Annotated in this window: 25 protein-coding genes and 1 other RNA gene; 19 read left to right on the top strand and 7 right to left on the bottom strand. The window is 33.8% G+C overall.

Annotated features, from left to right (window positions below):
• Window positions 1-19 precede the first annotated feature (19 nt).
• The 4 genes from ACMHYH_RS05635 (at window position 20) to ACMHYH_RS05620 (ending at window position 1,006) form a co-directional block, all read left to right on the top strand.
• The gene (locus ACMHYH_RS05635; protein WP_414838445.1) at window positions 20-331 is read left to right on the top strand and encodes a hypothetical protein; all 312 of its coding nucleotides are present in this window, start codon (window positions 20-22) and stop codon (window positions 329-331) included.
• Window positions 331-465 (top strand): hypothetical protein, encoded by a 135-nt coding sequence (locus ACMHYH_RS05630; protein ID WP_414838444.1) that lies wholly within the window; start codon window positions 331-333, stop codon window positions 463-465. The genes ACMHYH_RS05635 and ACMHYH_RS05630 overlap by 1 nt, the downstream gene beginning before the upstream one ends.
• On the top strand, window positions 437-745 hold the full coding sequence (locus ACMHYH_RS05625) for a hypothetical protein (RefSeq protein ID WP_414838443.1): 309 nt from the start codon (window positions 437-439) through the stop codon (window positions 743-745). Before ACMHYH_RS05630 ends, ACMHYH_RS05625 begins: the two co-directional genes overlap by 29 nt.
• Before the next feature lie 99 nt (window positions 746-844).
• The gene (locus ACMHYH_RS05620; RefSeq protein WP_414838442.1) at window positions 845-1,006 is read left to right on the top strand and encodes a hypothetical protein; all 162 of its coding nucleotides are present in this window, start codon (window positions 845-847) and stop codon (window positions 1,004-1,006) included.
• A 62-nt stretch (window positions 1,007-1,068) separates the two neighbouring features.
• On the opposite strand, the gene ACMHYH_RS05615 is transcribed toward ACMHYH_RS05620, so the two are convergent.
• Both ACMHYH_RS05615 and ACMHYH_RS05610 read right to left on the bottom strand, forming a co-directional pair.
• Window positions 1,069-1,269: a hypothetical protein gene (locus tag ACMHYH_RS05615; RefSeq protein WP_414838441.1), complete on the bottom strand. Its 201-nt coding sequence runs from the start codon at window positions 1,267-1,269 to the stop codon at window positions 1,069-1,071.
• A 172-nt stretch (window positions 1,270-1,441) separates the two neighbouring features.
• Window positions 1,442-1,753 carry a hypothetical protein gene (locus tag ACMHYH_RS05610; RefSeq protein ID WP_414838440.1) on the bottom strand — a complete coding sequence of 104 codons (312 nt, stop codon included), beginning with the start codon at window positions 1,751-1,753 and terminating at the stop codon, window positions 1,442-1,444.
• Between the two features lie 319 nt (window positions 1,754-2,072).
• Here ACMHYH_RS05610 and ACMHYH_RS05605 point away from each other — a divergent pair, with 319 nt between their 5' ends.
• The 4 genes from ACMHYH_RS05605 (at window position 2,073) to ACMHYH_RS05590 (ending at window position 6,152) form a co-directional block, all read left to right on the top strand.
• A complete protein-coding gene (locus ACMHYH_RS05605; RefSeq protein WP_414838439.1) occupies window positions 2,073-3,338 on the top strand; it encodes a tetratricopeptide repeat protein in 1,266 nt (421 codons plus the stop codon).
• Between the two features lie 47 nt (window positions 3,339-3,385).
• Window positions 3,386-3,961, top strand: coding sequence for a ReoY family proteolytic degradation factor (locus ACMHYH_RS05600; protein WP_414838438.1), 576 nt, complete (start codon window positions 3,386-3,388; stop codon window positions 3,959-3,961).
• A gap of 185 nt (window positions 3,962-4,146) precedes the next feature.
• Window positions 4,147-4,938 (top strand): 4-hydroxy-tetrahydrodipicolinate reductase, encoded by a 792-nt coding sequence (gene dapB / locus ACMHYH_RS05595; protein WP_414840354.1) that lies wholly within the window; start codon window positions 4,147-4,149, stop codon window positions 4,936-4,938.
• A complete protein-coding gene (locus tag ACMHYH_RS05590; protein WP_414838437.1) occupies window positions 4,935-6,152 on the top strand; it encodes a CCA tRNA nucleotidyltransferase in 1,218 nt (405 codons plus the stop codon). The genes dapB and ACMHYH_RS05590 overlap by 4 nt, the downstream gene beginning before the upstream one ends.
• A 142-nt stretch (window positions 6,153-6,294) precedes the next feature.
• Here ACMHYH_RS05590 and ACMHYH_RS05585 read toward each other — a convergent pair whose 3' ends face one another.
• Window positions 6,295-7,575 carry an AI-2E family transporter gene (locus ACMHYH_RS05585; RefSeq protein ID WP_414838436.1) on the bottom strand — a complete coding sequence of 427 codons (1,281 nt, stop codon included), beginning with the start codon at window positions 7,573-7,575 and terminating at the stop codon, window positions 6,295-6,297.
• A 407-nt stretch (window positions 7,576-7,982) separates the two neighbouring features.
• On the opposite strand from ACMHYH_RS05585, the gene ACMHYH_RS05580 reads away from it, so the two are divergent.
• From ACMHYH_RS05580 to nth, 6 genes are all read left to right on the top strand, one after another.
• Window positions 7,983-8,456 carry a hypothetical protein gene (locus ACMHYH_RS05580; protein WP_414838435.1) on the top strand — a complete coding sequence of 158 codons (474 nt, stop codon included), beginning with the start codon at window positions 7,983-7,985 and terminating at the stop codon, window positions 8,454-8,456.
• A gap of 103 nt (window positions 8,457-8,559) precedes the next feature.
• Complete coding sequence (gene dinG, locus ACMHYH_RS05575) at window positions 8,560-11,370, top strand: ATP-dependent DNA helicase DinG (protein WP_414838434.1); 2,811 nt, start codon at window positions 8,560-8,562, stop codon at window positions 11,368-11,370.
• Window positions 11,371-11,483: 113 nt separating this feature from the next.
• Window positions 11,484-11,888: a DUF5590 domain-containing protein gene (locus tag ACMHYH_RS05570; RefSeq protein ID WP_414838433.1), complete on the top strand. Its 405-nt coding sequence runs from the start codon at window positions 11,484-11,486 to the stop codon at window positions 11,886-11,888.
• A gap of 146 nt (window positions 11,889-12,034) precedes the next feature.
• A complete protein-coding gene (gene asnS / locus ACMHYH_RS05565) occupies window positions 12,035-13,333 on the top strand; it encodes an asparagine--tRNA ligase (protein ID WP_414838432.1) in 1,299 nt (432 codons plus the stop codon).
• A 117-nt stretch (window positions 13,334-13,450) separates the two neighbouring features.
• On the top strand, window positions 13,451-14,164 hold the full coding sequence (locus tag ACMHYH_RS05560) for a DnaD domain protein (protein WP_414838431.1): 714 nt from the start codon (window positions 13,451-13,453) through the stop codon (window positions 14,162-14,164).
• A gap of 15 nt (window positions 14,165-14,179) precedes the next feature.
• Window positions 14,180-14,800, top strand: a complete 621-nt coding sequence (gene nth / locus ACMHYH_RS05555; RefSeq protein ID WP_414838430.1) for an endonuclease III — start codon at window positions 14,180-14,182, stop codon at window positions 14,798-14,800.
• A 90-nt stretch (window positions 14,801-14,890) separates the two neighbouring features.
• Here the strand turns inward: nth and ACMHYH_RS05550 are convergent, their stop codons facing one another.
• Window positions 14,891-17,476, bottom strand: coding sequence for a PBP1A family penicillin-binding protein (locus ACMHYH_RS05550; RefSeq protein WP_414838429.1), 2,586 nt, complete (start codon window positions 17,474-17,476; stop codon window positions 14,891-14,893).
• A 78-nt stretch (window positions 17,477-17,554) separates the two neighbouring features.
• Window positions 17,555-18,175: a Holliday junction resolvase RecU gene (gene recU, locus ACMHYH_RS05545; RefSeq protein WP_414838428.1), complete on the bottom strand. Its 621-nt coding sequence runs from the start codon at window positions 18,173-18,175 to the stop codon at window positions 17,555-17,557.
• A 67-nt stretch (window positions 18,176-18,242) separates the two neighbouring features.
• On the opposite strand from recU, the gene ACMHYH_RS05540 reads away from it, so the two are divergent.
• From ACMHYH_RS05540 to ACMHYH_RS05525, 4 genes are all read left to right on the top strand, one after another.
• Window positions 18,243-18,782, top strand: a complete 540-nt coding sequence (locus ACMHYH_RS05540; RefSeq protein WP_414838427.1) for a DUF1273 domain-containing protein — start codon at window positions 18,243-18,245, stop codon at window positions 18,780-18,782.
• Between the two features lie 149 nt (window positions 18,783-18,931).
• A complete protein-coding gene (gene gpsB, locus ACMHYH_RS05535) occupies window positions 18,932-19,258 on the top strand; it encodes a cell division regulator GpsB (RefSeq protein ID WP_414840353.1) in 327 nt (108 codons plus the stop codon).
• 24 nt (window positions 19,259-19,282) lie between these two features.
• An RNA gene (gene rnpB, locus ACMHYH_RS05530) (RNase P RNA component class B) lies at window positions 19,283-19,660 on the top strand.
• A 97-nt stretch (window positions 19,661-19,757) separates the two neighbouring features.
• A complete protein-coding gene (locus tag ACMHYH_RS05525) occupies window positions 19,758-20,903 on the top strand; it encodes a THUMP domain-containing class I SAM-dependent RNA methyltransferase (RefSeq protein ID WP_414838426.1) in 1,146 nt (381 codons plus the stop codon).
• A gap of 35 nt (window positions 20,904-20,938) precedes the next feature.
• On the opposite strand, the gene ACMHYH_RS05520 is transcribed toward ACMHYH_RS05525, so the two are convergent.
• The gene (locus tag ACMHYH_RS05520; RefSeq protein WP_414838425.1) at window positions 20,939-21,379 is read right to left on the bottom strand and encodes a ribonuclease HI family protein; all 441 of its coding nucleotides are present in this window, start codon (window positions 21,377-21,379) and stop codon (window positions 20,939-20,941) included.
• 90 nt (window positions 21,380-21,469) lie between these two features.
• Here ACMHYH_RS05520 and ACMHYH_RS05515 point away from each other — a divergent pair, with 90 nt between their 5' ends.
• On the top strand, window positions 21,470-21,925 hold the full coding sequence (locus tag ACMHYH_RS05515; protein WP_414838424.1) for an EbsA family protein: 456 nt from the start codon (window positions 21,470-21,472) through the stop codon (window positions 21,923-21,925).
• Between the two features lie 58 nt (window positions 21,926-21,983).
• Here ACMHYH_RS05515 and ACMHYH_RS05510 read toward each other — a convergent pair whose 3' ends face one another.
• A complete protein-coding gene (locus ACMHYH_RS05510) occupies window positions 21,984-22,193 on the bottom strand; it encodes a cold-shock protein (protein ID WP_414838423.1) in 210 nt (69 codons plus the stop codon).
• Window positions 22,194-22,276: the final 83 nt, after the last annotated feature.

Below are 22,276 nucleotides of genomic sequence, written 5' to 3'. Positions count from 1 at the left end.
ATGAAGGGAGGTACGAATCATGAAGACTCCAACAATCAACGAATTAATCGAAATGTCAGAAGGAAAAGAAGTCGTTGCTGAATGGGATAGAAAGAAAGAACTCTTAAAAAGATTTAATGGTATGTCTAGATCAACACTTGATAACTATCAAAGTGAAATGGAGAGTATACCTGAATTCTCTAAAGGAGTTATAAAGCCTGGTCATTCAACTACTTTTATTAATATAGATGTTTTTATTCAATATCTTAAATGGAAAGAAAAAAACCGCTATCTAAGTAAAAAAGTATCACCACGTGAATTTTCAAATATCTTAAAAGAGGAGGTAATATGATGCCATTTCATTACTGGATAGCAGTATTCGCAATGTTGTCATTTGTTTTAAACGGCGCTGCATTAGCTGCAAAGATAGGCTGGGAAACCTATCTGGAATGCAAAGATGAACCCGATGAATATTGGGGTGAATAGTGATGAAGCCTTGTCTTATTTGCAAATTCAATACAACAAGGCATTAATCAATAAAGATTTGATAGAGAGCCTTAAAGGCGTAAAGAAAGAAGCAGGTAAGTATAAGAAGGTTATTAGTAAAAAGCAATACAAATTGTTTATGAACGAAATTACTGAATTGTTTATGAACGGAATTACTGAAGCGATTCAAGAATTTGATAATCAAATAAAAAGAGAAAATCTATTATCTAAGGATCCTTTCAACGAACTAACAAAAGAAGAATGGCGAGGGTATGTATGAAGCTATGAAACAAAACAAAAAAGGCTAACAAATAGGCACATTTGTTAGCCAATAAATTTAAGCTTGCAGCAATAAATTTGTCTTAATTATAACATTCAATTGTTTAATTTAGAAGCAAAAGCAATCTATGCATATATTTGTAGCTTTGCTGGAACAGGAACAAGCGCATTTCCTGGTATAAAAATCATTCGTTCGATAACCTTTTGTGAAAGAGTGGGACTATCCAAAACGGTGCCATTAGAAAGAAACGTTAAATACTGACTAGTTGAAGACCCCTATATTCAAGGGTCGTTAGTTGATTTCACGACTAATTAAAAAGTCGTTTATTTAAAAATATCAAATAGTGAAAAAGTGGTCTTCTTATACACGTTATTGTAGGCCGCTTTCTTAGGATTCTTTATCCAACCCATTCCTTTTTTACCGTAACCAGGAATTACCGCTTTTTTAATTGCTCGTTTTGCTCTGCCAGTCGTTCTAGCGCTGATAGATTTTTTTATACTTGGTTTTCTTAACCCGAATTTCATTGTTTTCACTCCTATCAATAGATTTTTTATAGCAACAATTGAGAGCAGAAGATAATAAGCCTTCTTTTTTAATCAGTAAAAGAAGCTAGTAAAAAAATCATTTACTAACTTGAAGCTAGTAAATGACCTATTTGAAAGTATCTACCTAAGAGGAGAAGACGATTAGAACGCTTTATTCAAACTCTAGTTCAACTAACATTTCGTCTAGATTCTCAATAGATTCCGTCTTTTCAATGTATTCAACCCATGATTTATAAGGATCAGAGGAATTTTCTTTGACAACCCATTTAAATTTATCGTAAACATTTTTCATTAATTCTAACCATAATTTATCGACGGCTCGATCTAATTTTGTTTCATTCCATTTTTTTGCAGGTGCTCGTCTACCATTTCGAGCTTCTTGATCCACTAAAGCTTTTTGATAAAAGGCATCTCTAGCACTTAGATTTTTTTCCATATATTCCACAAATTCTTTAAAGTTCATTCGTATTCACCACCTAGTAAATTTTAGCTTTGCTGCTTACTTATATAAGTTACCTGTATTTTTTAACCAACAAGAAAAATTTTAGCATGCTATCCTTCAATAATTTTAACATAAAACCAGAACTTTATTCTTAAATTTTTAAATAAATAAATAGAAATCTATTGACAGGATTAACTCTAAGTAAAAATCATTTATTTAGATGTGACTTTTTTAATGGACACGTTTTTTCATCGTAAACATTTATTCCCAAATGAAACAAGAATTATGTTAAAATCAATAGATATAAAATGAATGAAGGTTTATGAAAGAGGTAGGTTATATGCATAATGGAGATAAGATGATCAAAGCGTTAGAAAACAATCAACTTGAAGAGGCGAATACATTTTTTGAGCAAGCTTTGAAAGTAGATTCTGATGAACAACTTTATGATTTAGCGGATAACTTATACCATTTAGGTTTTTTAGAAGAAACAAAACAAATTTATAAACAACTATTAGAAACGTACACCGAAGAGGATGAGCTAAAGATTGGATTAGCCGAAATTGAAATTGAATCAAACCGTATCGATGAGGCGATGGATTGGCTTTTACAAGTTTCGGAGATGAGTGAATCCTACCCGCAAGCGCTATTGGTTCATGCTGATTTGTATCAAGTACAAGGATTATATGAAGCTAGCGAACAAAAATTATTAAAAGCAAAAGAACTTTTACCTGAAGAACCGGTTATTTTCTTTGCTTTAGCCGAACTTTATTTTTCAATGGGAAAATACGCTCAAGCTATTCATGGCTATGAAGAATTACTGGCTCAAGGATACAACGAATTTTCAGGTATCACATTAGCTGCTCGCTGTGGGGCTTCTTATAGCGCGCTAGGTGACTTAGAACAAGCCGCTCTATACTTTGAGCAAAGCGTAGAAGAGAACGAGACAGTCGATGCTTTATTCGAATTGGGGATTACGTATTATCAGCAAAAGGAATTTAAACGTGGCAATGAATTGTTTTTCAAATTAAAAAAATTAGATCCAAGTTACACTTCTGTTTATCCGAACTTAGCTAAAGGGTTAGAAGAAGAAAATCAACTCGAAAAAGCGAATGAAGTTATTCGAGAAGGGTTGCAGATGGATCAATACAACGATGAGTTATTTGCTGTAGGAGCAGAGATTGCAATTAAGTTAGAAGACGAAGTGACAGCTGAAGAATATTACTTAAAAGCTCAAGCGCTAGCGCCTGACAGCGAAGGAGTACAATTAGCCTATACCAACTTATTATTAAAACAAGAACGATTCGAAGATGCGATTAAACGGATTGAAGAAGCTTTGTCTCATGAACAAGTCGATCCTCAATTTTATTGGAATGCTGCTTTAGCCTATGATAAAGTCGAGAATTATGAAAGGGCAGAGTACTTTTTTAAACAAGGTCATTCTTTCTTAAATCAAAATAAAGAATTTTTAAAAAGTTACATTTATTTCTTAAGAGAAGCTGGTGAGAGAGTTATTATTAGGACTGTCTTAACTGAATATTTAGTCTTAGAACCATCAGATGCAGAAATGTTAGAGCTTTTAGAAGCAAATAATACAAACTATTAGTCTTGTAAGCTATAATGGAAGTAAGCTTAGAACAAGGAGGTTTTAAAATGAACATCAAAGTATCTTTAGAATCAAAAAAAGAATTTCTTGGTTGGTTTTTAGATTCTTATCAATTGAAAAGAAGAGAGTCTATGTGGATTTTAAATTATTTATTAAATCATGACATTGTTTTAGGTAAAGTTCACTTTGTTGAAAATGTTGAAATCACGCCTAGAGGAATGATGATGTCAACTATTGAAACAGATAGTAAGCCATTTTTATTTTATAAAGAAGGCATCTTGTTCGAAGATCCTGAGCAGGCTTTTCATGAAATACGATTAAACTGGCACGAAGATATCTATATGGAGTTAATTTTCAATGACCCTTGGAAAGCTTACCACTATTTAGGAGTGTTAGAAGATAACCCTTACCACAAATGGAATGAATCTTTGGATGTGAATTTGGAAATAGAAGTAGAACAGGCGTTAGCTGCACTAACTTTAACTAATCAAATAGATATGATGATGAATCAGATAGATGCTGCCTTAGAAAATGATGATAAAGAAAGCTTTATTCAATTATCTAATCACTTAAAAAGAATTAAAAAAAATGAATCTAAGACAGAAAAAAAACCAAATCATTAACTGGTTGGTTTTTTTTTGACATTTATTGTCTGTTAAACAGACTGTCTGTCTTGTAACTTAGTGACTTTTTGGTACTATTAAAAAGAGTTAAACTAATGGAATCATTAGTAGATTTTTTAAATGAGCAAAGAAATAAACAGTTAAAAATGAATGAAAAAGAAGCAATTGAAGAAAGGATGGAGACAATGATTAACGTAATCGTAGCAGGATTTAAAGGGAAAATGGGTTCAACAGCAACAAAAATGGTATTAGATAATGAGGATTTCACTTTGGTTGGTGTCTTAGATCCAATAGTTGAGCAAAAAAACCTAAGTGCGATTCCAGAGTTTTCTTTTGCAGATGTTCCAATCTTTAATGATAAAGAAACGATGGTTCAAACAATTAATGCGGATGTCTGGATCGATTTTACAATCCCAGATGTTGCGTACGAAAATACTCGTTTTGCATTAGAAAATGGTATTCGTCCAGTAGTAGGAACGACAGGTTTTTCAGAAGAAAATCTCAAAGAGTTAACGGCATTGTCACTTTCTAATAAAACAGGTGGATTGATTGCGCCTAATTTTGCTATTGGAGCGGTATTGATGATGCAATTTTCAGCTAAGGCTGCACGTTATTTCCCGGATGTAGAAATTATTGAACTGCACCATGATAACAAATTAGACGCACCGAGTGGAACAGCTATTAAAACAGCCCAAATGATTTTTGAAGAAAGAGGCGAATATAGTCAAGGACATCCCGATGAAAAAGAGAGCCTAACAGGTGCTCGTGGAGCAGATTACAAAGGTATGAAAATCCATAGTGTGCGTCTGCCTGGCTTAGTAGCTCATCAACAAGTTCAATTTGGTAGTGTTGGTGAAGGACTGACAATCCGACATGATTCCTATGATCGTTCTTCATTTATGACGGGTGTGGCGTTAGGTTGCACTAAAGTTATGGAGCTAGAAAAAATAGTTTATGGATTGGAAAACATTCTATGATCCACGATAATCTTCTATTTACTAAAGCCTTACCTATTATTACAGAAATAAAAAAGGCGGGCTATGAGGCTTATTTTGTTGGTGGTTGTGTTCGTGATGCGTTGTTAAATAAGGAAATCAATGATGTTGATTTAGCTACCAGCGCATTTCCAGCAGAGATAAAAGCTATTTTTTCTAAAACGATTGATGTGGGGATTGAACATGGTACTGTGATGGTATTAAGAAACGATGAGACCTATGAAGTAACGACTTTCAGAACTGAATCGACCTACCAAGATTTTAGAAGACCCGATCAAGTCGTCTTCGTTCGCTCATTAAAAGAAGATTTAAAACGTCGTGATTTTACAGTTAATGCTTTAGCGATGACCGAAGATGGCGAGATTATAGATTATTTTGATGGTGTTAATGATTTAACTAATGGGTTAATAAAAGCGGTTGGTTCTCCAAAAGAACGTTTTTTTGAGGATGCTCTTCGGATGATGAGAGGGGTACGCTTTGTTAGCCAATTAGATTTTAATATGGATTCTGAAACAAAAAAAGCCATCTTTCTTCATCGAGCCTTGCTAGCAAAAATTGCTGTCGAAAGAATTCAAGTTGAGTTTATGAAACTATTGCTTGGTGAGGGACGTCAAAAAGGGCTGAATTTATTTATAGAATCAGCATTATATTCCTATTGTCCTGGATTAGCTGAGTATCAAAAAGAACTGCTGTATTTTGCCTCGTTAAAAAACGATCAAAATCATAAATTGCCGTCTCCAGTAGCTGCTTGGACGTTGTTGTTGTTTACTTTAGAAAAACATGAAGAGGATGTCGATTCATTTTTGAGAGCATGGAAATGTTCTAAAAAGATGATTCAACAAGTGAAAATAGCTTTAAAGGCCTTAACTTTAAGAGTGAAACAACCGTTAGATCCGTTATTATTGTATCAATCTGGTTATGCTATTATTCTTGAAGTAGAAGAATTATTACTCTTTTTAGATAAACCAGCAGACTTAACTAGACTCGAAGAACTACTGAATCAGTTGCCTATAAAAGATAAAAAAGAAATGACTGTTAGTGGTTTTGATTTAGTAGCTTATTTCAATAAATCTCCTGGCAAATGGCTAGGTGAAGCCTTAGATAAAATAGAAATAGCTATTGTATTAGGCGATGTTGCTAATGAAAAAGAAGTCATTTTAAGTTGGCTATCAGAAGCTAACGAAATAAAAAAATAGGTTTGATTTGAACTAGTTTCATTCATGCGAATGTTAGTATCTATAGGTTAAAAGAATAAGCGCCCTTACTTTCAGTTAAAATTAATTAACTGAAAGTAAGGGCGCTTATTTATTGATTTCTTTCAATAGAAACGGTTACTAGTTACTCAGAATTATTTTCTTCATCTTTTTCATTAGTTTCATCAGAAGCATCTTTCTTAACAGTGCCAGCATCATCATAGTGGATAGTGTCACCGGCTAAATCACGATCAACATCATAAGGGCCTGCTACCTCAGAAAAGTAACGATTGTACCGTTTTTTAAATTGTTCTAATAAATACTCTAGTATGACCTTAATCATTGCAAACAAAGGAACACCTAAAATAACTCCAACAATACCTAAAATATTTCCCATTACTAACAAGACGATGATGATAGTTAGTGGATACATTTTTAGATTCTTACCCATAATGGTTGGTTCAATGATATTTCCTTGGACAAACTGACCTACTATCCAAACAATAGCCATTTTTAATAGCATGCCAGGTGAAGTGAAGGCAGCAACGATTAAGGCAGGAATAACGCCAATTGTTGCGCCAATGAAAGGGACAATAGCTGTGACAGCAGCGATAATCGCTAAAACGAAAGCATAGTCCAAACCAATAATCAAATACCCAAAGAATAGCAAAACGCCTAAACTAAGGGCGACAATAATCTCTCCTTGAATGTAGGATCTGACAACACTTGAAATGCGTGTAGAGACTGTTTGAATAGCATCACGAAAAATAGGAGGAATGATTTTCATCATAAAGGGTTTGAATTTTCCTTTATCTGCTAGCATAAAAAAGAGAATAACCGGGAAAGTAACAATAACTGAGACAACTGTTGATATCGTCGAAAAGACGCTAATGATTTCTTGAGAAGAACTTCCAATCCAATCCATCACTTTTGCTGGAATATCTCCGACGACTTTATCTAAATTATTCATAGCATTTTTATAATAACTTTCAAATACACTTCCAGAAACGATTTCTTCTAGTCTTTGTTTCAATGTATCGACGTAACTAGGAAAGTCCAAAACAAAGTCACTGATTTGTTCAGATAAAATAGGAACGAATAAAATAATTCCGTATCCAATCAAAACTATGGAAAGGACAAAGACAATTGCTGTACCGATGTTTCTTTTTAGACCTCGTTTTTCCATCCAAGAAATCAAGGGGTCTAATAAATGATAAAAGACTACTGCAAGAATCAAAGGAGCGACAATCGTACTAAAAGCAATTTGTAGGGGCTTAAAAATAAAAGAAACTTGATTAAAAAGTAGGATCAAAAGAGCGATTAGAATGAATACAACTAAAGTGAAAACTAATTTTTTACCACCCCAAAAGTAAATGAAACGATTATCTTTATCGGCTTTCGTATGTTCATTATTTTTTTCCTGCATAAGCACACCTCTTTTAAATAGTAATGGTCTTTATTTTAACATATACTCACTAAGATTATCCTCTCTTAAGGTACGAAAACAAGCATATAAAATTAGTTTCAAAAAATACTCAGTGAAAAAAGCGTCCTTTATTGAACCCTTAACTGTATTTGTCTAAGTTTTGATACTAATTTCTTTAAATTAGAAAGAAGTTTACTCATTTTAAAAGAAGAAGAATCTCATTTATTAACAGATAAGTTTTTTTAAAAAATATATTTAAGCTAATCTACAGATAACGTCATTTATTAAATAGCAAAGAAATTGTGAATTAAATCACAGTCGAATAACAGAAACGTTTTCTTTTCATTTGGTTTATGATAAAATGGAAGTGTTCAAAGAGTACAATCATAAATAAAGGAGAGATAATGATGAAAAAAGAAGTCACTGCATTAAAATTCTACTTACGCAATGGTGAAACATGGACAATTAAAAAAGAATATATTGGTGATTTATGGATTAAACAAATCAGTAAGAGCTTTGGTCGTATTGGAGACGGTGAATTAGAAGAGATTTATCCTTGTGAATCTTTAAAAATTGAAATCCTGCCAAATGCAGATCAAGTAAACTCTGCAGATATTAATCTAGGTGGTTTAGAGCTAGGAATGTTCGAAAGAATCACAAAACAACCGGATATTGAAAAAATGGATATTCTTTATGCTGTACCAAATGATAAAGATGCCACTGAAATAAATGAAAAAGATCGAGTTTATTTCCCATACCTAGCTGGTGATGTTGATGGAAACGACAATGAATACCAAACAGGACTTATTTCTGAAGACGGACATTTATTTGTAGTGATTGATCCAAACAAAACAGCCCAAGAAGTATATCCAGGTAAATAAACAGATAAAAAACTACGACTATAAAAGGTTGTAGTTTTTTTGTGTTTTTTAGTGGTTCATAGTATGATGGACGAAGAGATTTATTATTAAGAATGAGAATTAGGTGACTAAAGTGAAGGAAAAAAGTACATACGCAGTTGTCGATATTGAAACAACTGGGGGCAACGTAGCAAATGGAGATCGTATCATTCAATTTGGCTGTGTATTAATAGAAGAAGATAGAATTGTTCAGCAATTTGCTGTTGATATTAATCCTTTAGTGAATATACCTAAAAAAATTGAATTATTAACAGGCATTACAAATCAAGCAATCGCGAATGCGCCTTATTTCGAAGATGTTGCTCCAACACTATTTAATTTATTAGAAGGGTGTATTTTTGTTGCACACAATATTCAATTTGACTATGGTTTTTTAAATGAAGAGTTTAAACGATGTGGGATGCCTTCGCTGAGAAATAAAGGTATCGATACAGTAGAACTCGCTCAGATTATCTTACCTACAGAGCCTAGTTTTCGTCTAAACGATTTAGCGGCGACATTTAAATTTTCACATCAAAATCCTCATCAAGCGGATAGCGATGCTTACGTCACTGCAGAATTATTTTTAGCGTTGAAAAAAAAATTAAAACAGTTCCCCTTAATAACCATTGAAAAATTGATTGAATTAGCTGAGCATTGTACGATGAATACGAACTTGTTTTTCAAAGATACATTAAGTGAGATGCGTGATGAACACCCACTATTACCTGAAACAATACTCGTTAAAAAAGGGTTAGCTTTGCGTAAAAAACAGGTGGACATAGAGCAAAATTCCCATCGTGTTCAATCCGTTTACCCAATCAATCCTATCGATAAAGAAGCATTGTTTCTTAATCACTTAACTATTCGGACTTTACAAAACACCTTAATGGATGAAGTTTATCAGTATTTTTTTGAGTCTCGTTCAGGGCATTTTGCTATCGAAGCAGCTACTGGAATCGGTAAGACGTTGGGCTATTTAGTGCCTTTATCCTATTTAGCAACGCCTGATAATCCAGTTATTATTAGTACCTACACGACGCTTTTACAAAAACAACTAATTGAAAAAGATATTGTCCAATTAAATTCAATTCTGCCGTTCACAGTACATGCAGCTATTGTAAAAAGTAAACACCATTACTTGCACTTATCTAAATTTAAAGAAGTTTTAAATGAGCCACATGAGAATTTAACCGATACTCTTTTAAAGATGCGTACATTGACTTGGCTAACTCAAACAGTCACAGGAGACATTGATGAACTGAACTTAACCAATTATTTGCAGCCTTTTTGGGAAAAAGTACGCCATAGAGGATGGGCTGACGATTATTCACAGGATCCATTTTCCGAACAAGATTTTTACCTGCATGCAAAGGAACAAATCAAGCATGCGAGTATGATTATTACAAATCATGCCTTTTTATTTCATGATTTGAAACGTGAAAAGCCTATTTTACCAGACTCAAAACGAATTATCCTTGACGAAGCGCATCACTTACCGGATGTAGCAGCAGAGGCTGCCAGTGATAGTTTTTCTTATTATGCTAATCAAAAGTTGCTAAAAAAAATTGGGAAACTTTCTGATGATAAAAGTATGATTAGCCAGCTGAATCAATTAAATTTGAAAATAAAGACAATCAATCCGTCACAGCTCAGATTGGTAGAAATGAGTGTCTTAACATTAGAAGAAGCGCTCTCTGACTTTTTTGAGGCGATCTTATTGTATACTCAACAAGAACTAATGGAGACAACGAGTGTTGCAGATCAAGTAGATTTACCGTTTATTAAGACAGAGAACTGGTCTTTAGAATTAAAAAAACTGACTAAAAAAATTAGTACCGTATTAAATGACTTAGTATTTTTTGGATACGACATTATCCATCAAACTTCTTCTCAAAGGGAATCGTTCACCTATCTAGAAAGATATTTACTAGATGATTTTTTAGAGTTACTTACTAAAATTGAAGAGCAAAAAAATAGTTTTAGTCGACTATTCCAAAAGACCAATCAGAATGAACTGATTTGGTTTTCGTTTAAACAGAAAAACCCTAAGAATAGTTTTATGATCAAACAATCCGTGATGGATAGTAGTCTGTTTATAAAAAAATATTTAATAGAAAAAAAAGAATCGATTCTATATATTGGGGCAACACTGTCTATTGATTCAGACTTTACCTATTTTGAAAATCAATTGGGTGAATCTGATTTGCGCAAGTTATCTATTGCCACTCCTTACGATTATAAAAACCAAGCAAGGATTTTTATTCCAGCAGACCTAAAACCTATTAAACAGTTATCAAAAGAACATTATGCTAAGATGGTTGTGGACTATCTGGAATTAATAGCTTTAACAACCAACGAGAACATACTTGTTTTATTTACGGCAAATGAAACCTTACAAGATGTTTACAATTTGCTTCAACAACAGCCCTCTCTTTTAGGAAGAGAATTATTAGCCCAAGGGATTTCAGGTAGTCGAGACCGAATGTTAAAACGGTTCTTTCATGCAACTGGCGGGATTTTATTAGGAGCCGATAGTTTTTGGGAAGGTGTCGATTTACCAGGAAAGTCATTAAAAGTCATTGTTGTCACCCGCTTACCGTTTGAGCCTCCTGAGCGACCGCTAGTTAAAGCAAAATACCGTTGGTTAGAAGAACAAGGATTGAATCCATTCATCGTTGACGCTCTTCCTAAAGCTACTTTGAGGATGAAACAAGGATTGGGGCGTTTAATCCGTTCAGAAGAGGACAAAGGCATCATGGTGGTTTTAGATGATCGGTTGGTTAAAGCCTCTTATGGAAACAAGATTATGAACGCTTTACCAGATAAGTTAACAAAAGAAATTGTTTCAAGGGAAGAACTTAAAAATAAAATTGCTTTATTTCTTAGTGAATAAGGAGTAGGCAATAAAACAAACAACGAATTAAAGTGGGGATGAAAATGAAAAAAGGCCTAATTAGTCTCTTGGTGATTGTACTAGGAGTGATCATTTTTTCTACTTTTATCTATATGAAAAGTAGACAACCTTTTAGACAAGCTAGAGAAGAAACAATCACTATTGCTAAAGAAAATACAGATTTAACAACGGTAGAAAAATTTTACTGGTACAACAATAAAAAATCTTATTTCAGTGTTTCAGGTATGAATAAAAAAGAAGAAGCTATTATCGTAATCGTTGAACAAGATGGTGGAAAAGTCGTTGTTTTAAACCCAGGTGAATTTATTAGTGAAGGTGTCGCTAGGAAAATAGCTAGGACAGAACTGAAACCTAAAAAAATATTAGAAACTCGTATTGGTTTAGAAGAAGGTGTGCCTGTTTGGGAAGTAACGTATGAGCAAGATAATGGAAAGTTAGGTTATTATATTCTATCTGCTAAAGAAGGCAACTGGCTTAAAGACATTAAAAATATTTAAATCAAACAACGAAAAGAAATGAAAGAATTAAGAAATTTTATTGATTTTTAATGCTAACTCATCTAAATTTAGTTATACTTAAAAAGTATAGTGTATTATTTAGAAGAATTAAACTAATTTATCTGACATTGAAGGAGTTTAGAACTGTGAAAAAAATTTCAATTATAGAATCTAAAGATTATGTAGGCAAAGAAGTTACAATAGGTGCTTGGGTAGCGAATAAGCGTTCAAGTGGAAAAATAGCTTTTTTACAATTGCGTGATGGTTCAGCCTTTTTCCAGGGCATTGTAGTGAAAAGTGAAGTGGAAGAAGAAGTCTTTCAATTAGCAAAAGGCTTAAATCAAGAAACATCTATTTCAATTACCGGTACGATACAAGAAGATAGTCGTTCAAAATTCGGCTATGAAATTGTTGTCAAAACGATTGAAGTGATTGGTGAAAGTCATGATTACCCTATTACACCTAAAGAACATGGAACAGAATTTTTAATGGATCATCGTCATTTATGGTTACGTTCGACGAGACAACACGCTATTATGCAAATCCGTAATGAAATTATTTTAGCAACTTATAAATTCTTCAATGAAGAAGGATTTATTAAAATTGATCCACCTATTTTAACAGCTAATGCAGCAGAAGATTCAACAGAGTTGTTTCACACGCAATATTTTGATGAAGAAGCTTTCTTATCACAAAGTGGCCAATTGTATATGGAAGCTGCAGCTATGGCTTTTGGAAAAGTATTTTCTTTTGGACCAACTTTCCGTGCAGAAAAATCTAAAACACGTCGCCATTTAATTGAATTTTGGATGATGGAGCCTGAGATGGCTTTCATGGATCACGAGCAAAGTCTAGAAGTTCAAGAAAAATACATTGCTTATATCATCCAAAGTGTTTTAGACAATTGTGATCATGCACTGAGTGTCTTAGGTCGTGATAAAGAAGTTTTAGAAAATTATACTAAATTACCATTCCCGAGAATTTCTTACGATGATGCCATCGTGTTATTAAATAAAAATGGCTTTGACGAGATTAAATGGGGCGATGATTTTGGTTCACCTCATGAAACGTTTATTGCTGAGCAATTTGATAAGCCAGTCTTCATTTTGAACTACCCTAAAGCGATTAAAGCCTTCTATATGAAACCACACCCAGATCGTGATGATGTCGTCTTGTGTGCCGATTTAATTGCTCCTGAAGGTTATGGAGAAATCATTGGCGGTAGCGAGCGTGAAGTTGATTTTGAAGCCTTGACCGAACGCATAGAAGAATTTGGATTAACTCAAGAAGATTATGCTTGGTATTTAGATTTACGTAAGTATGGTTCAGTACCACATTCTGGTTTCGGACTAGGATTAGAAAGAGCGGTCACTTGGATCTGTGGCACAGAACATATCCGCGAATCTATTCCATTCCCACGTCTATTAAACCGTATTTACCCATAAATTAAAAAAGGCAGTGACTTAAGTTTTCTTAGGTCACTGTCTTTTATCAGATAATACGTACCTATTCTAGCTAAGAAAAAGGGCGAAATGAACGTGAGTTAGGAGAGAAGAAATAAAATGGACAATCAACTTTTAAAAGAATGGTTAGTCGCTGGTAATACAACTATTTCAAATATTCTTTTAAAAAAATATAGAGATATTGGTTTAACCAATGAACAATTAGTTTTGTTAATGCAATTAAAGTCATTTATAGACAGCGGAATATTTTTTCCTGATACAGAAGAAATTGCCAAACGAATGGGTATTTCATCCGCAGATGTTTTTCAAGGTATCCATGATTTAATTCAAAAGAAGGTACTAACGATTGAAACTGAAAAAAATGCTGAAGGAAAAACAAATGATCAATATAGTCTTGCTTTACTCTGGGATAAACTAGCCTTATTATTAGTGCAAACGAAAAAAAAGGGACTAAATAAAGAAAAAGAATTAAATGAAAAAGAGTTGTTTCAACGTTTTGAATCTGAATTTGGTCGAGCACTTTCACCAATTGAAATTCAAACAATAGGAATGTGGTTAGATGATGATCACTATTCTGCTGAATTAATTGAAATGGCTTTACGTGAGGCCGTTCTAAGTCAAGTTTATAATTTAAAATACGTTGATCGAATATTATTAAACTGGGAACGAAAGAATATTCGCTCCAAAGCTCAAGTAGAAAAAGAAGCACAAAGTCGTAGACAAACAAATAAACCAGAAACCAAACGTCAAACCGAAAAAAAACCGACGATGAAAGTACCCCTTCACAATTGGTTAAATGATTCAACTAAATAAAAAGGAGGGTTGAATGTGCTTAGTAAAAAAAAAACAATTGAATGCATTGAAGCAATGGGCGAACTTTTTCCAGATGCTGAATGTGAACTAATAAGCGCTAATCCATTTGAACTACTCATTTCTGTGATGTTAAGTGCACAAACAACTGATATTTCGGTTAATAAAATTACACCACTACTATTTGCTACCTATCCAACTCCCGAAGCGTTTATGAATGCACCGATTGAGGATATTATGGACAAAATAAAGACAATCGGCTTGTACCGAAATAAATCGAAATACATTAAAGGGTGTTGTAAGAAACTAGTTGAAGAGTTTAACAGTGAGGTTCCTCGTACGAGAAAAGAACTAGAATCTCTTCCTGGTATTGGTAGGAAATCTGCCAATGTCGTATTAAGTGTTGCTTTTGGTGTTCCAGCAATAGCAGTTGATACACATGTAGAACGGGTAAGTAAGCGATTAGGTATTTGTTCTATGGATGCTTCTGTTCGCGAAGTAGAAGAAGTATTAATGAAAAAGTTGCCCATAGAAATCTGGAGTATCGCTCACCATAGACTCATTTTTTTTGGTCGCTACCAATGCACAGCTAGAAACCACGACCATAGAATATGCTTAGAATTAGTAGGCTTAAACTAACTGTAAAGATTAAAAAAATAGACTAAGTCATCTTCAGATATAAAGATGACTTAGTCTATTTTTATAGTTGATGATAAAAAATTCTACATTTTAATTAGCAGAATTAGTTACTGGTTTTTTCGAAGATTGACTAGCAGAGCTACTTTCTACACTACTTTGAATTTCTAGTTCAGACTGACTTTCAGAACTGATTTCTGAGCTACTCTCTGGTTTAGAACTTTCTATCAAACTCTCCATCGAACTTTCTGATGAACTGTCTTTGGAGCTGCTATCTTTTTCTTCCTCTTTCTCTTTTTTAGGGACAGTAACAGTTATCGTTGCTTTTAGACTATCCTGTTCCTTAATTTTAACAGATAAGGTTAGTTCAATTTCTCCTTCAGCAGGTTTTTGAACGATATAAGATAAGTCTTTTGTTTCAATTGTTTGACCAGCAACGGTTAAAATATACATAATCGATTCTTTTTTATCGTTAGTCTTATATTTTTCCCATTTAATGGCTATTTCATCTTTTTCTTTATTATAGGTAGCTTTCAAACCACTTGGTGCCTTTAATTCTTCTCCAAAAGTAGTTGAGATAGTAGTTGGTTGTGTTCCTCTAATAAATAATTCATTAACAATTTTTTCAATAGGTGTATTCGGTCCTGGTAGTTTTGCTGGATTTGATCCATCTTCTACAGCAACTTCTACAACGGAAGAAGGTTTTTTCCAATCTGTATTCTCAACAGATTGAGAGACATAAGACATTAATGAGCGATAAATTTTTCTTGGCAGTTGTTGAGAACTAGTACTCAACCAATTTCCATCTTCGAACTTTTTATCGTATCCTACCCAGACGGCAATGGAGTAATTGCTTGAATACCCGTTAAACCAAGAATCTGGAACGCCATCATCAGGGATATTGTGTTTTACTTTTTCTTCATCAGTGTAGTTAGTTGTTCCAGTCTTACCAGCTTGTGGTACACCTTCAATGGGTACCAAGTTTTGGTTCGAACCGGAATTAACCGTATCTTTTAGAATATCTGTAATCATATATGCGGTTGAATCTTTCATAGCTTGCTTTGATTTTGGCGTTAAATCAATTTCTTCACCATCTTGAAGAGTAATTTTTGAAACTGTGTAGGGTTTAGTGTATATTCCTCCGTTTGAAAAAGCAGCATAAGCAGCTGAAAGTTCAATTGGAGTAACCTCTCCACCAATCGCATTAGATTCAACTAAACCAGCATTATTGTTCCATTTAGTTGGATCAATACCTACATTCTTTAAGAAAGAAGTCGAATCAGCGTAACCTACTTCTTGAAGAGTTTTGGCAGCTGGAGGATTACGCGAATCAATAATCGCTTTCCGCATAGTAATCGGGCCTAAATATTTTCTATCATAGTTATAAAGAGAGCCACCACTTTTATAGTCATAAGGTTCATCGACGACTTGTTGATAGGTAGAATAGTTCAAATATTCTATTGCAGGACCATAAACAGAAAGAGGTTTCATCGCGGAACCAATACTTCTATTCATATTCGCAGCACGATTTGTGCCCAGTTGAACTTCTTGGTTTCTCCCGCCACCAATTGCTTTTAATTGTCCGGTTTTAGCATCAACCATAGATACAGCCGCTTGTAGATTTTGATCTGGGAAATTAACGTATTCATCTGTGTTTAGAATATCAAATAATCTTTTTTGTGCATCCATATCTAAATTAGTCTGAATTAGTAAACCAGCTGTATGAGGATCCAATTTAGTTTGTTCTTCAACTTCTGAAATAACTTCTTTTAAATAAGAATCAAAAACTAATTCGTTTGCTTTTTCTTCGGTAAGACTAACAAGGTTCTCTTCAACAGGAATAGTTTTTGCTTTTTGTGCTTCTTCAGTAGATAACTTTTTGTTTTCTACCATCATGTCTAATACTAAATCTCGTCTTTTTTTAGCTTGTTCAGGATTCGTTTTGGGATTATAAGTATTAGGTGATTGTGGTAATCCAGCAAGCATTGCTGCTTCTGGTAAAGTTATTTCATTTAGTTCTTTACCATAATAATAATCGCTAGCCGTACTCATTCCATAATTATTATCAGACATGTAGACTTTATTAATGTAGAAGGTAAGGATCTGTTCTTTCGAATAATCACGCTCTAATTTTAGTGCTAACCAGGCTTCTTGAGCTTTTCTTTTCAATGTTTGATCGACTTTATTTGTAGAAAAAACAGATAACTTAATCAGTTGTTGTGTGATTGTACTTCCACCTTGGGAACCAAAACCCCCAGTTACGTTAGCTAGTGCAGCACCAACAATCCGAATGGGATCAATTCCATTGTGTTTATAAAAACGTTGGTCTTCAATAGAAATAATCGCATCTTTTAATACTTGCGGAATTTGATCTTCAGTAGCAATTTCACGATTTTGTCCTCCTAAAGTATAAATAACGTCTCCTTTATCATCTAAAATATCAGATGAAATTGAACCGGTAATATCCTTTTCCGTTAAATCAGGTGCAGAACTAACGTAATAAACAAATAAACCAGCACTCCCTATAAAAATAGCTGCTACAAAAGCTAAAGCAATCCAGAGAATTTTTTTAACCGTTATCTTAGAAACCTGCTTCTTATTTTTTGTTGGTTTAGAGTTTTTCTTCTGTTCAGATTGTTTTTTAGAGACGCGTGACATAGTTTCTTTTTTTTCTGACATATATTTTTCTACTCCTTAAATTTCTATTTCTATACGTTAGCGAAGAGCAATTAGCCTTTTCTTATTGCCTACTTATTCTCATTCGTCCTCTTTAGCAATCAACTGATCAACAATTGAGAGGTAAGGAATTCGTGGCGATAATCCATAATACATCTCGTAACCTATTTTTTCAAGGTCTTTTAGAGGGATAGATTTCCGACCATTTTTTTCCTGGTTTTCCCAATAAACAATCAATTCTTTTGCTTCTAAAAGAAAGAGTCTGTTGCTAGATGAAAAGCGCAAAATGACAAAACAAATAGCCGACTGCTTAAGGCAATCTTGCATGTGTGAAATTTGATGCTGATGAAAGTTTTTCAAAGGAAAAGATAAGCTGTTTTTTGTTTCTTTCGCTTCAAAATCCAGGTAAAAGCGATTATAAACACCATTATAGTCAGTGGTTGATGCTTGACGAAAATAGGCCTCCTTTATAACCGCTGCGCTTCTCCTGGGATAATCAACCTTAACAATTTGCACAGGAGTTGGCTTTTTGTGTATGACAGCTTTGCTAAGAGCAAGGTAATACGCGTTGCTTTCGTTTATTTCTTCTTCTAAAGTCATTCCTCTTTTACTAAAAGACATCTCTTTCTTTTTTGATTGCTTTTTACTATTTTTTTCGGCATCATGAGAGTAACTTGTGCCATTAGGGTACTTTATAACCAAACCTATCACACTCCTGTGGTTCATTATATCAAATACGACACTTGAAAGAAAAGGAGAATGAGACTACGTGGCAATAAATTTATTAGTTAGTGGCTATCGATCGTTTGAATTAGGTATATTTAAAGACGATGATCCAAAAATTGCTATTATAAAAAAGTGCTTAAAGGAAGAAATCAAAGCTTATATCGAAGAAGGCGTTCAATGGATACTAACTACGGGACAATTTGGTGTCGAGCAATGGACAATTGAAGTTGTTGAAGAATTAAAGATCGATTATCCAGAAGTAAAGCAAGGCATCATTTTTCCTTTTACGCAATTCGGCTCAAATTGGAATGAAAAAAATCAACTGGCTTTGATAAAATTAAAAGAAACCGTCGACTTTGTTGACTCTGTTTCTCATAAACCCTATAAGGATCCAAGTCAATTGAAAAATCATCAATCGTTCTTGCTTCAAAAAACTCAAGCAGCACTGTTGGTTTATGACCCGGAGAATGAAGGGAAAACAAAATGGCTATATCAAGCTATTGTAAAAAAGCAAGAAGCAAGTGAGTACGATTGCCGCTTAATTGATTTTGATCAACTACAAAATACCGCTATAGAAGAATAAGGAGTAAATACATTTAATAGCCGATTTAAAACGGATAATATAAATTAAATAAATAGTAGTTTATATTTTTACTTATCTTTGCTATAATGGCGTTAAGGCCATTAAACGATAATACCGCATTATCAATGAAAGTTAAAAGAGGTGTAGTCATGGCAGATAAAATATTAACGACTAAAGATATTCTGCAAAAAGAGTTTAAAACGGGTCTGCGAGGATATAACCCTACGCAAGTAGATGAATACTTAGACGATGTAATTCGTGATTATGAATTATATAATAAAGAGCTTACGCAGTTAAAAGCTGAAAATGAACGATTATTAAGTAAAGTAGACGAATTAACAAGACAAGCTACTTTAACTAAACCCGATTATTCAGCTCAACCAAGTAGTACTGTAACAAATTTTGATATTTTAAAGCGTTTGTCTAATTTAGAACGACATGTTTTTGGATCTAAGCTAGATGAACAAGATAACTAACGAATTCGTTTAAAACTATTTGTAAATTTCGGGTAATTGCAGTCTAGCTTGACTAGATTGAGGAAAGTCCATGCTCGCACAAGCTGCGATGCTTGTAGTGTTCGTGCTTAGCGAAACAATAAGCTAAGGCCTTTATCTTTAGATAAAGTGACGGCAGAAAAAAAGTCTAAGGTTCTTTAGAGCTATGACTGAGTATTCTTGAAAGTGCCACAGTGACGAAGCAATGTTGGAAACGGCATTGGTGGAACGCGGTAAACCCCTCGAGCGAGCAACCCAAACTTTGGTAGGGGCACTTTTCCTAGGGAATTGAACTGATGGAAGAGGCAGTAATTGCAGACAGATAATTACCTCCGGATAATATGACCCTGACAGGTTATCTGAGACAGAACATGGCTTACAGAAATTTACAAATTCAGGTATAAACCCTCCTTTTTGGAGGGTTTTATATTTATTATTGATGTGTATAAAAAACAAACAAACAAGAATTGGAGCAAATAAAATGAAGCAGTTTAAACTGGTTGCAACTGCCGCTAGTGGTATAGAAGCATTAGTTGGAAAAGAATTACGTACGATGGGTTACGAGTGTGAAGTGGAAAATGGAAAAGTATTTTTCAATGGAACAGAAGAAGATATTGCAAAAACAAATGTCTGGTTAAGAACGGCTGATCGAGTAAAGATTATCGTTGGTGAATTCGAAGCTGTTGAGTTCGATGAATTGTTTGAAAAAACTAAAGCTTTGCCATGGGAAGATTTACTACCGATGGACGCTAATTTTCCTGTTGCAGGAAAATCAATTAAATCTACATTATATAGTGTCTCTGATTGTCAAGCATTGGTTAAAAAAGCGATCGTAGATCGCTTGAGCGCAGTTTATCACAGAAAAACACGATTGCCTGAAACAGGAGCATTGTATCAATTAGAAGTTGCTTTACTAAAAGATAAAGTTACTTTGACTTTAGATACTACAGGTTCAAGTTTATTTAAACGTGGATACCGAATCGCAAAAGGTGGCGCACCATTGAAAGAAAATATGGCTGCAGCTTTGGTTTCCCTAACAACTTGGCGCAAAGATCGTCCGTTTTATGATCCAGTGTGTGGTTCTGGGACAATTCCTATTGAGGCCGCATTAATTGGTCGCAACATTGCACCAGGAATTAGTAGAGGTTTTGCATTTGAAAATTGGGAATGGTTCGATACAGCCGTTATTACTACTGTTCGTTCTGATGCTAGAGCTGCAATCAAACATGATGTTGTATTGGATATCATGGGCTCAGATATTGATGCTAAAATGATTGAAATAGCTAAACAAAATGCAATTGAAGCAGGTGTTGGTGACAGTATTGTCTTTAAACAAATGCAATTAAAAGATTTTACCACTGAAAAAGAGTATGGTGTTATCTTAGCTAATCCTCCTTATGGTGAACGATTAGGTGAAGAAGAAGAGATACAAGCACTTTACAAGCAAATGGGACAAGTATATCGTCCATTAAAAACATGGAGTAAATACATTATAACAAGTGACTTAACGTTTGAATCTTTTTATGGAGAACGAGCAACTAAAAAACGTAAATTATACAACGGTGCGCTAAGAACGGATTTATTCCAATATTGGGGAACACGTCCAAAACGTACACCGCGTAACTAAGTACAGTATCTTAATGAGACAAAGAAGATTGATTTTTAATCTTCTTTTTTTGTCGTTTTTTTGATAGAATAATCACTTTTCAGTCGTTTATATAAAGCTTGGCGGGCAAAGTGGTCAGCTTCTTTATTTTGAGTTTCTGAGATCCATTGAATCATAAAAGATGGAAAAAGTTTTAGTCTTTTGTTAATAGAAAATAAGTACTCATTAAAAAGAGGATTTTTTACATAATTGCGTTCAATAGCGGAAACAACAATGTTGCTATCTGAATAAATAACTAATTCGTGATGCACTAATTGATTAGCAATTAAGTAATTTAGACCAGATAAAACAGCTTCAAACTCTGCTTGGTGATTGCTCATCTCTTTTTCTAGAGGAAAAGATAATTGAATGTGAATTCCATTACCAATGAGTATAACACCAACGCCACTTGGGCCAGGATTTGATTTAGTTGAAGCATCTGTATACATTCTTAACATATCTTTTGTCCTTTCGGCTTATTAATTGTTTTTTTAAAATCATATGCTATGATACATTTAAAATAACTATTTTGAAATTGAGGATGAAAAATGAATAAAGTAAAAGCATCAAAAGTCCGGCTTTCCTTAGATCCGGCATTTCAGTTGATTTACTGGTCAATTTGTTGGTTAATGCTATTTTTAAGTGTGATTCTTTTTTTAGAAAAGCAGCGCTTTATTTTTAGTTTTATTGGGGTTGTTTTTTGGGTTTTATTTCTGTACTTTGGCATGGGATCCACTCTAAAAGTAACAAAAAATACTCTTTTTATTCACTATTTTAGAGGAGTGAAAAAGAAAAACTATCCTTTATCAGCAGTGAATCAATTGGTTCTTTCAAATCATCGTTTAGTTAAACTTGAAATAAAACCTTTAGCGGAACCTTTGGTTCTTTATCTGAATAAAAAAAATAAAAAAATAGTTGTCCACTTGCTTCAAGAATGGATACCCACACTGGAAGTGAAAAACACTCTCTCTGTAGAAGAAAATGAACAGCGGTCTAAAGAGTAAAAAACGATACCCCCAAAAGAGGTTATCGTTTTTTTAAATAGAAAGTTTATTTAAGCGGTTAAAGAGATTCTATAACAACAACACTTGTGGCCTGTGGACCTCGTGTACCTTCAACGATTCTAAACGAAACGGATTGACCTTCAGACAACGTTTTGACATCGTCTCCTTCGATTCCTGTAAAATGGACAAAAACATCATTTTGATCATCGTATTCGATAAAACCGTAGCCCTTTTCATTGCTAAACCATTTCACAATTCCTTTTTCCATTTGTCAGTCCTCCTTAATCATTTTTTTGACAAAAACTAGCCAACTTATGCGTAATAAATAATAAAGAGGATACAAAAAGTAGT

The sequence above is a fragment of the Carnobacterium sp. TMP28 genome (genome assembly GCF_047553015.1).
Taxonomy (GTDB): domain Bacteria; phylum Bacillota; class Bacilli; order Lactobacillales; family Carnobacteriaceae; genus Carnobacterium_A.
This window is presented reverse-complemented; position numbering and strand designations above follow the sequence as displayed.

Coding starts and splice junctions, on each gene's coding strand:
- ACMHYH_RS05605 (WP_414838439.1), top strand. CDS start 2,073: ATGCATAATGGAGATAAGATGATCAAAGCGTTAGAAAACAATCAACTT.
- gpsB (WP_414840353.1), top strand. CDS start 18,932: ATGGCAGATAAAATATTAACGACTAAAGATATTCTGCAAAAAGAGTTT.
- ACMHYH_RS05580 (WP_414838435.1), top strand. CDS start 7,983: ATGAAAAAAGAAGTCACTGCATTAAAATTCTACTTACGCAATGGTGAA.
- ACMHYH_RS05585 (WP_414838436.1), bottom strand. CDS start 7,575: ATGCAGGAAAAAAATAATGAACATACGAAAGCCGATAAAGATAATCGT.
- ACMHYH_RS05625 (WP_414838443.1), top strand. CDS start 437: ATGAACCCGATGAATATTGGGGTGAATAGTGATGAAGCCTTGTCTTAT.
- ACMHYH_RS05520 (WP_414838425.1), bottom strand. CDS start 21,379: ATGTTAAGAATGTATACAGATGCTTCAACTAAATCAAATCCTGGCCCA.
- ACMHYH_RS05570 (WP_414838433.1), top strand. CDS start 11,484: ATGAAAAGTAGACAACCTTTTAGACAAGCTAGAGAAGAAACAATCACT.
- ACMHYH_RS05510 (WP_414838423.1), bottom strand. CDS start 22,193: ATGGAAAAAGGAATTGTGAAATGGTTTAGCAATGAAAAGGGCTACGGT.
- ACMHYH_RS05610 (WP_414838440.1), bottom strand. CDS start 1,753: ATGAACTTTAAAGAATTTGTGGAATATATGGAAAAAAATCTAAGTGCT.
- ACMHYH_RS05590 (WP_414838437.1), top strand. CDS start 4,935: ATGATCCACGATAATCTTCTATTTACTAAAGCCTTACCTATTATTACA.
- dapB (WP_414840354.1), top strand. CDS start 4,147: ATGATTAACGTAATCGTAGCAGGATTTAAAGGGAAAATGGGTTCAACA.
- ACMHYH_RS05630 (WP_414838444.1), top strand. CDS start 331: ATGCCATTTCATTACTGGATAGCAGTATTCGCAATGTTGTCATTTGTT.
- ACMHYH_RS05600 (WP_414838438.1), top strand. CDS start 3,386: ATGAACATCAAAGTATCTTTAGAATCAAAAAAAGAATTTCTTGGTTGG.
- ACMHYH_RS05635 (WP_414838445.1), top strand. CDS start 20: ATGAAGACTCCAACAATCAACGAATTAATCGAAATGTCAGAAGGAAAA.
- ACMHYH_RS05615 (WP_414838441.1), bottom strand. CDS start 1,269: ATGAAATTCGGGTTAAGAAAACCAAGTATAAAAAAATCTATCAGCGCT.
- ACMHYH_RS05525 (WP_414838426.1), top strand. CDS start 19,758: ATGAAGCAGTTTAAACTGGTTGCAACTGCCGCTAGTGGTATAGAAGCA.
- ACMHYH_RS05515 (WP_414838424.1), top strand. CDS start 21,470: ATGAATAAAGTAAAAGCATCAAAAGTCCGGCTTTCCTTAGATCCGGCA.
- ACMHYH_RS05550 (WP_414838429.1), bottom strand. CDS start 17,476: ATGTCAGAAAAAAAAGAAACTATGTCACGCGTCTCTAAAAAACAATCT.
- ACMHYH_RS05560 (WP_414838431.1), top strand. CDS start 13,451: ATGGACAATCAACTTTTAAAAGAATGGTTAGTCGCTGGTAATACAACT.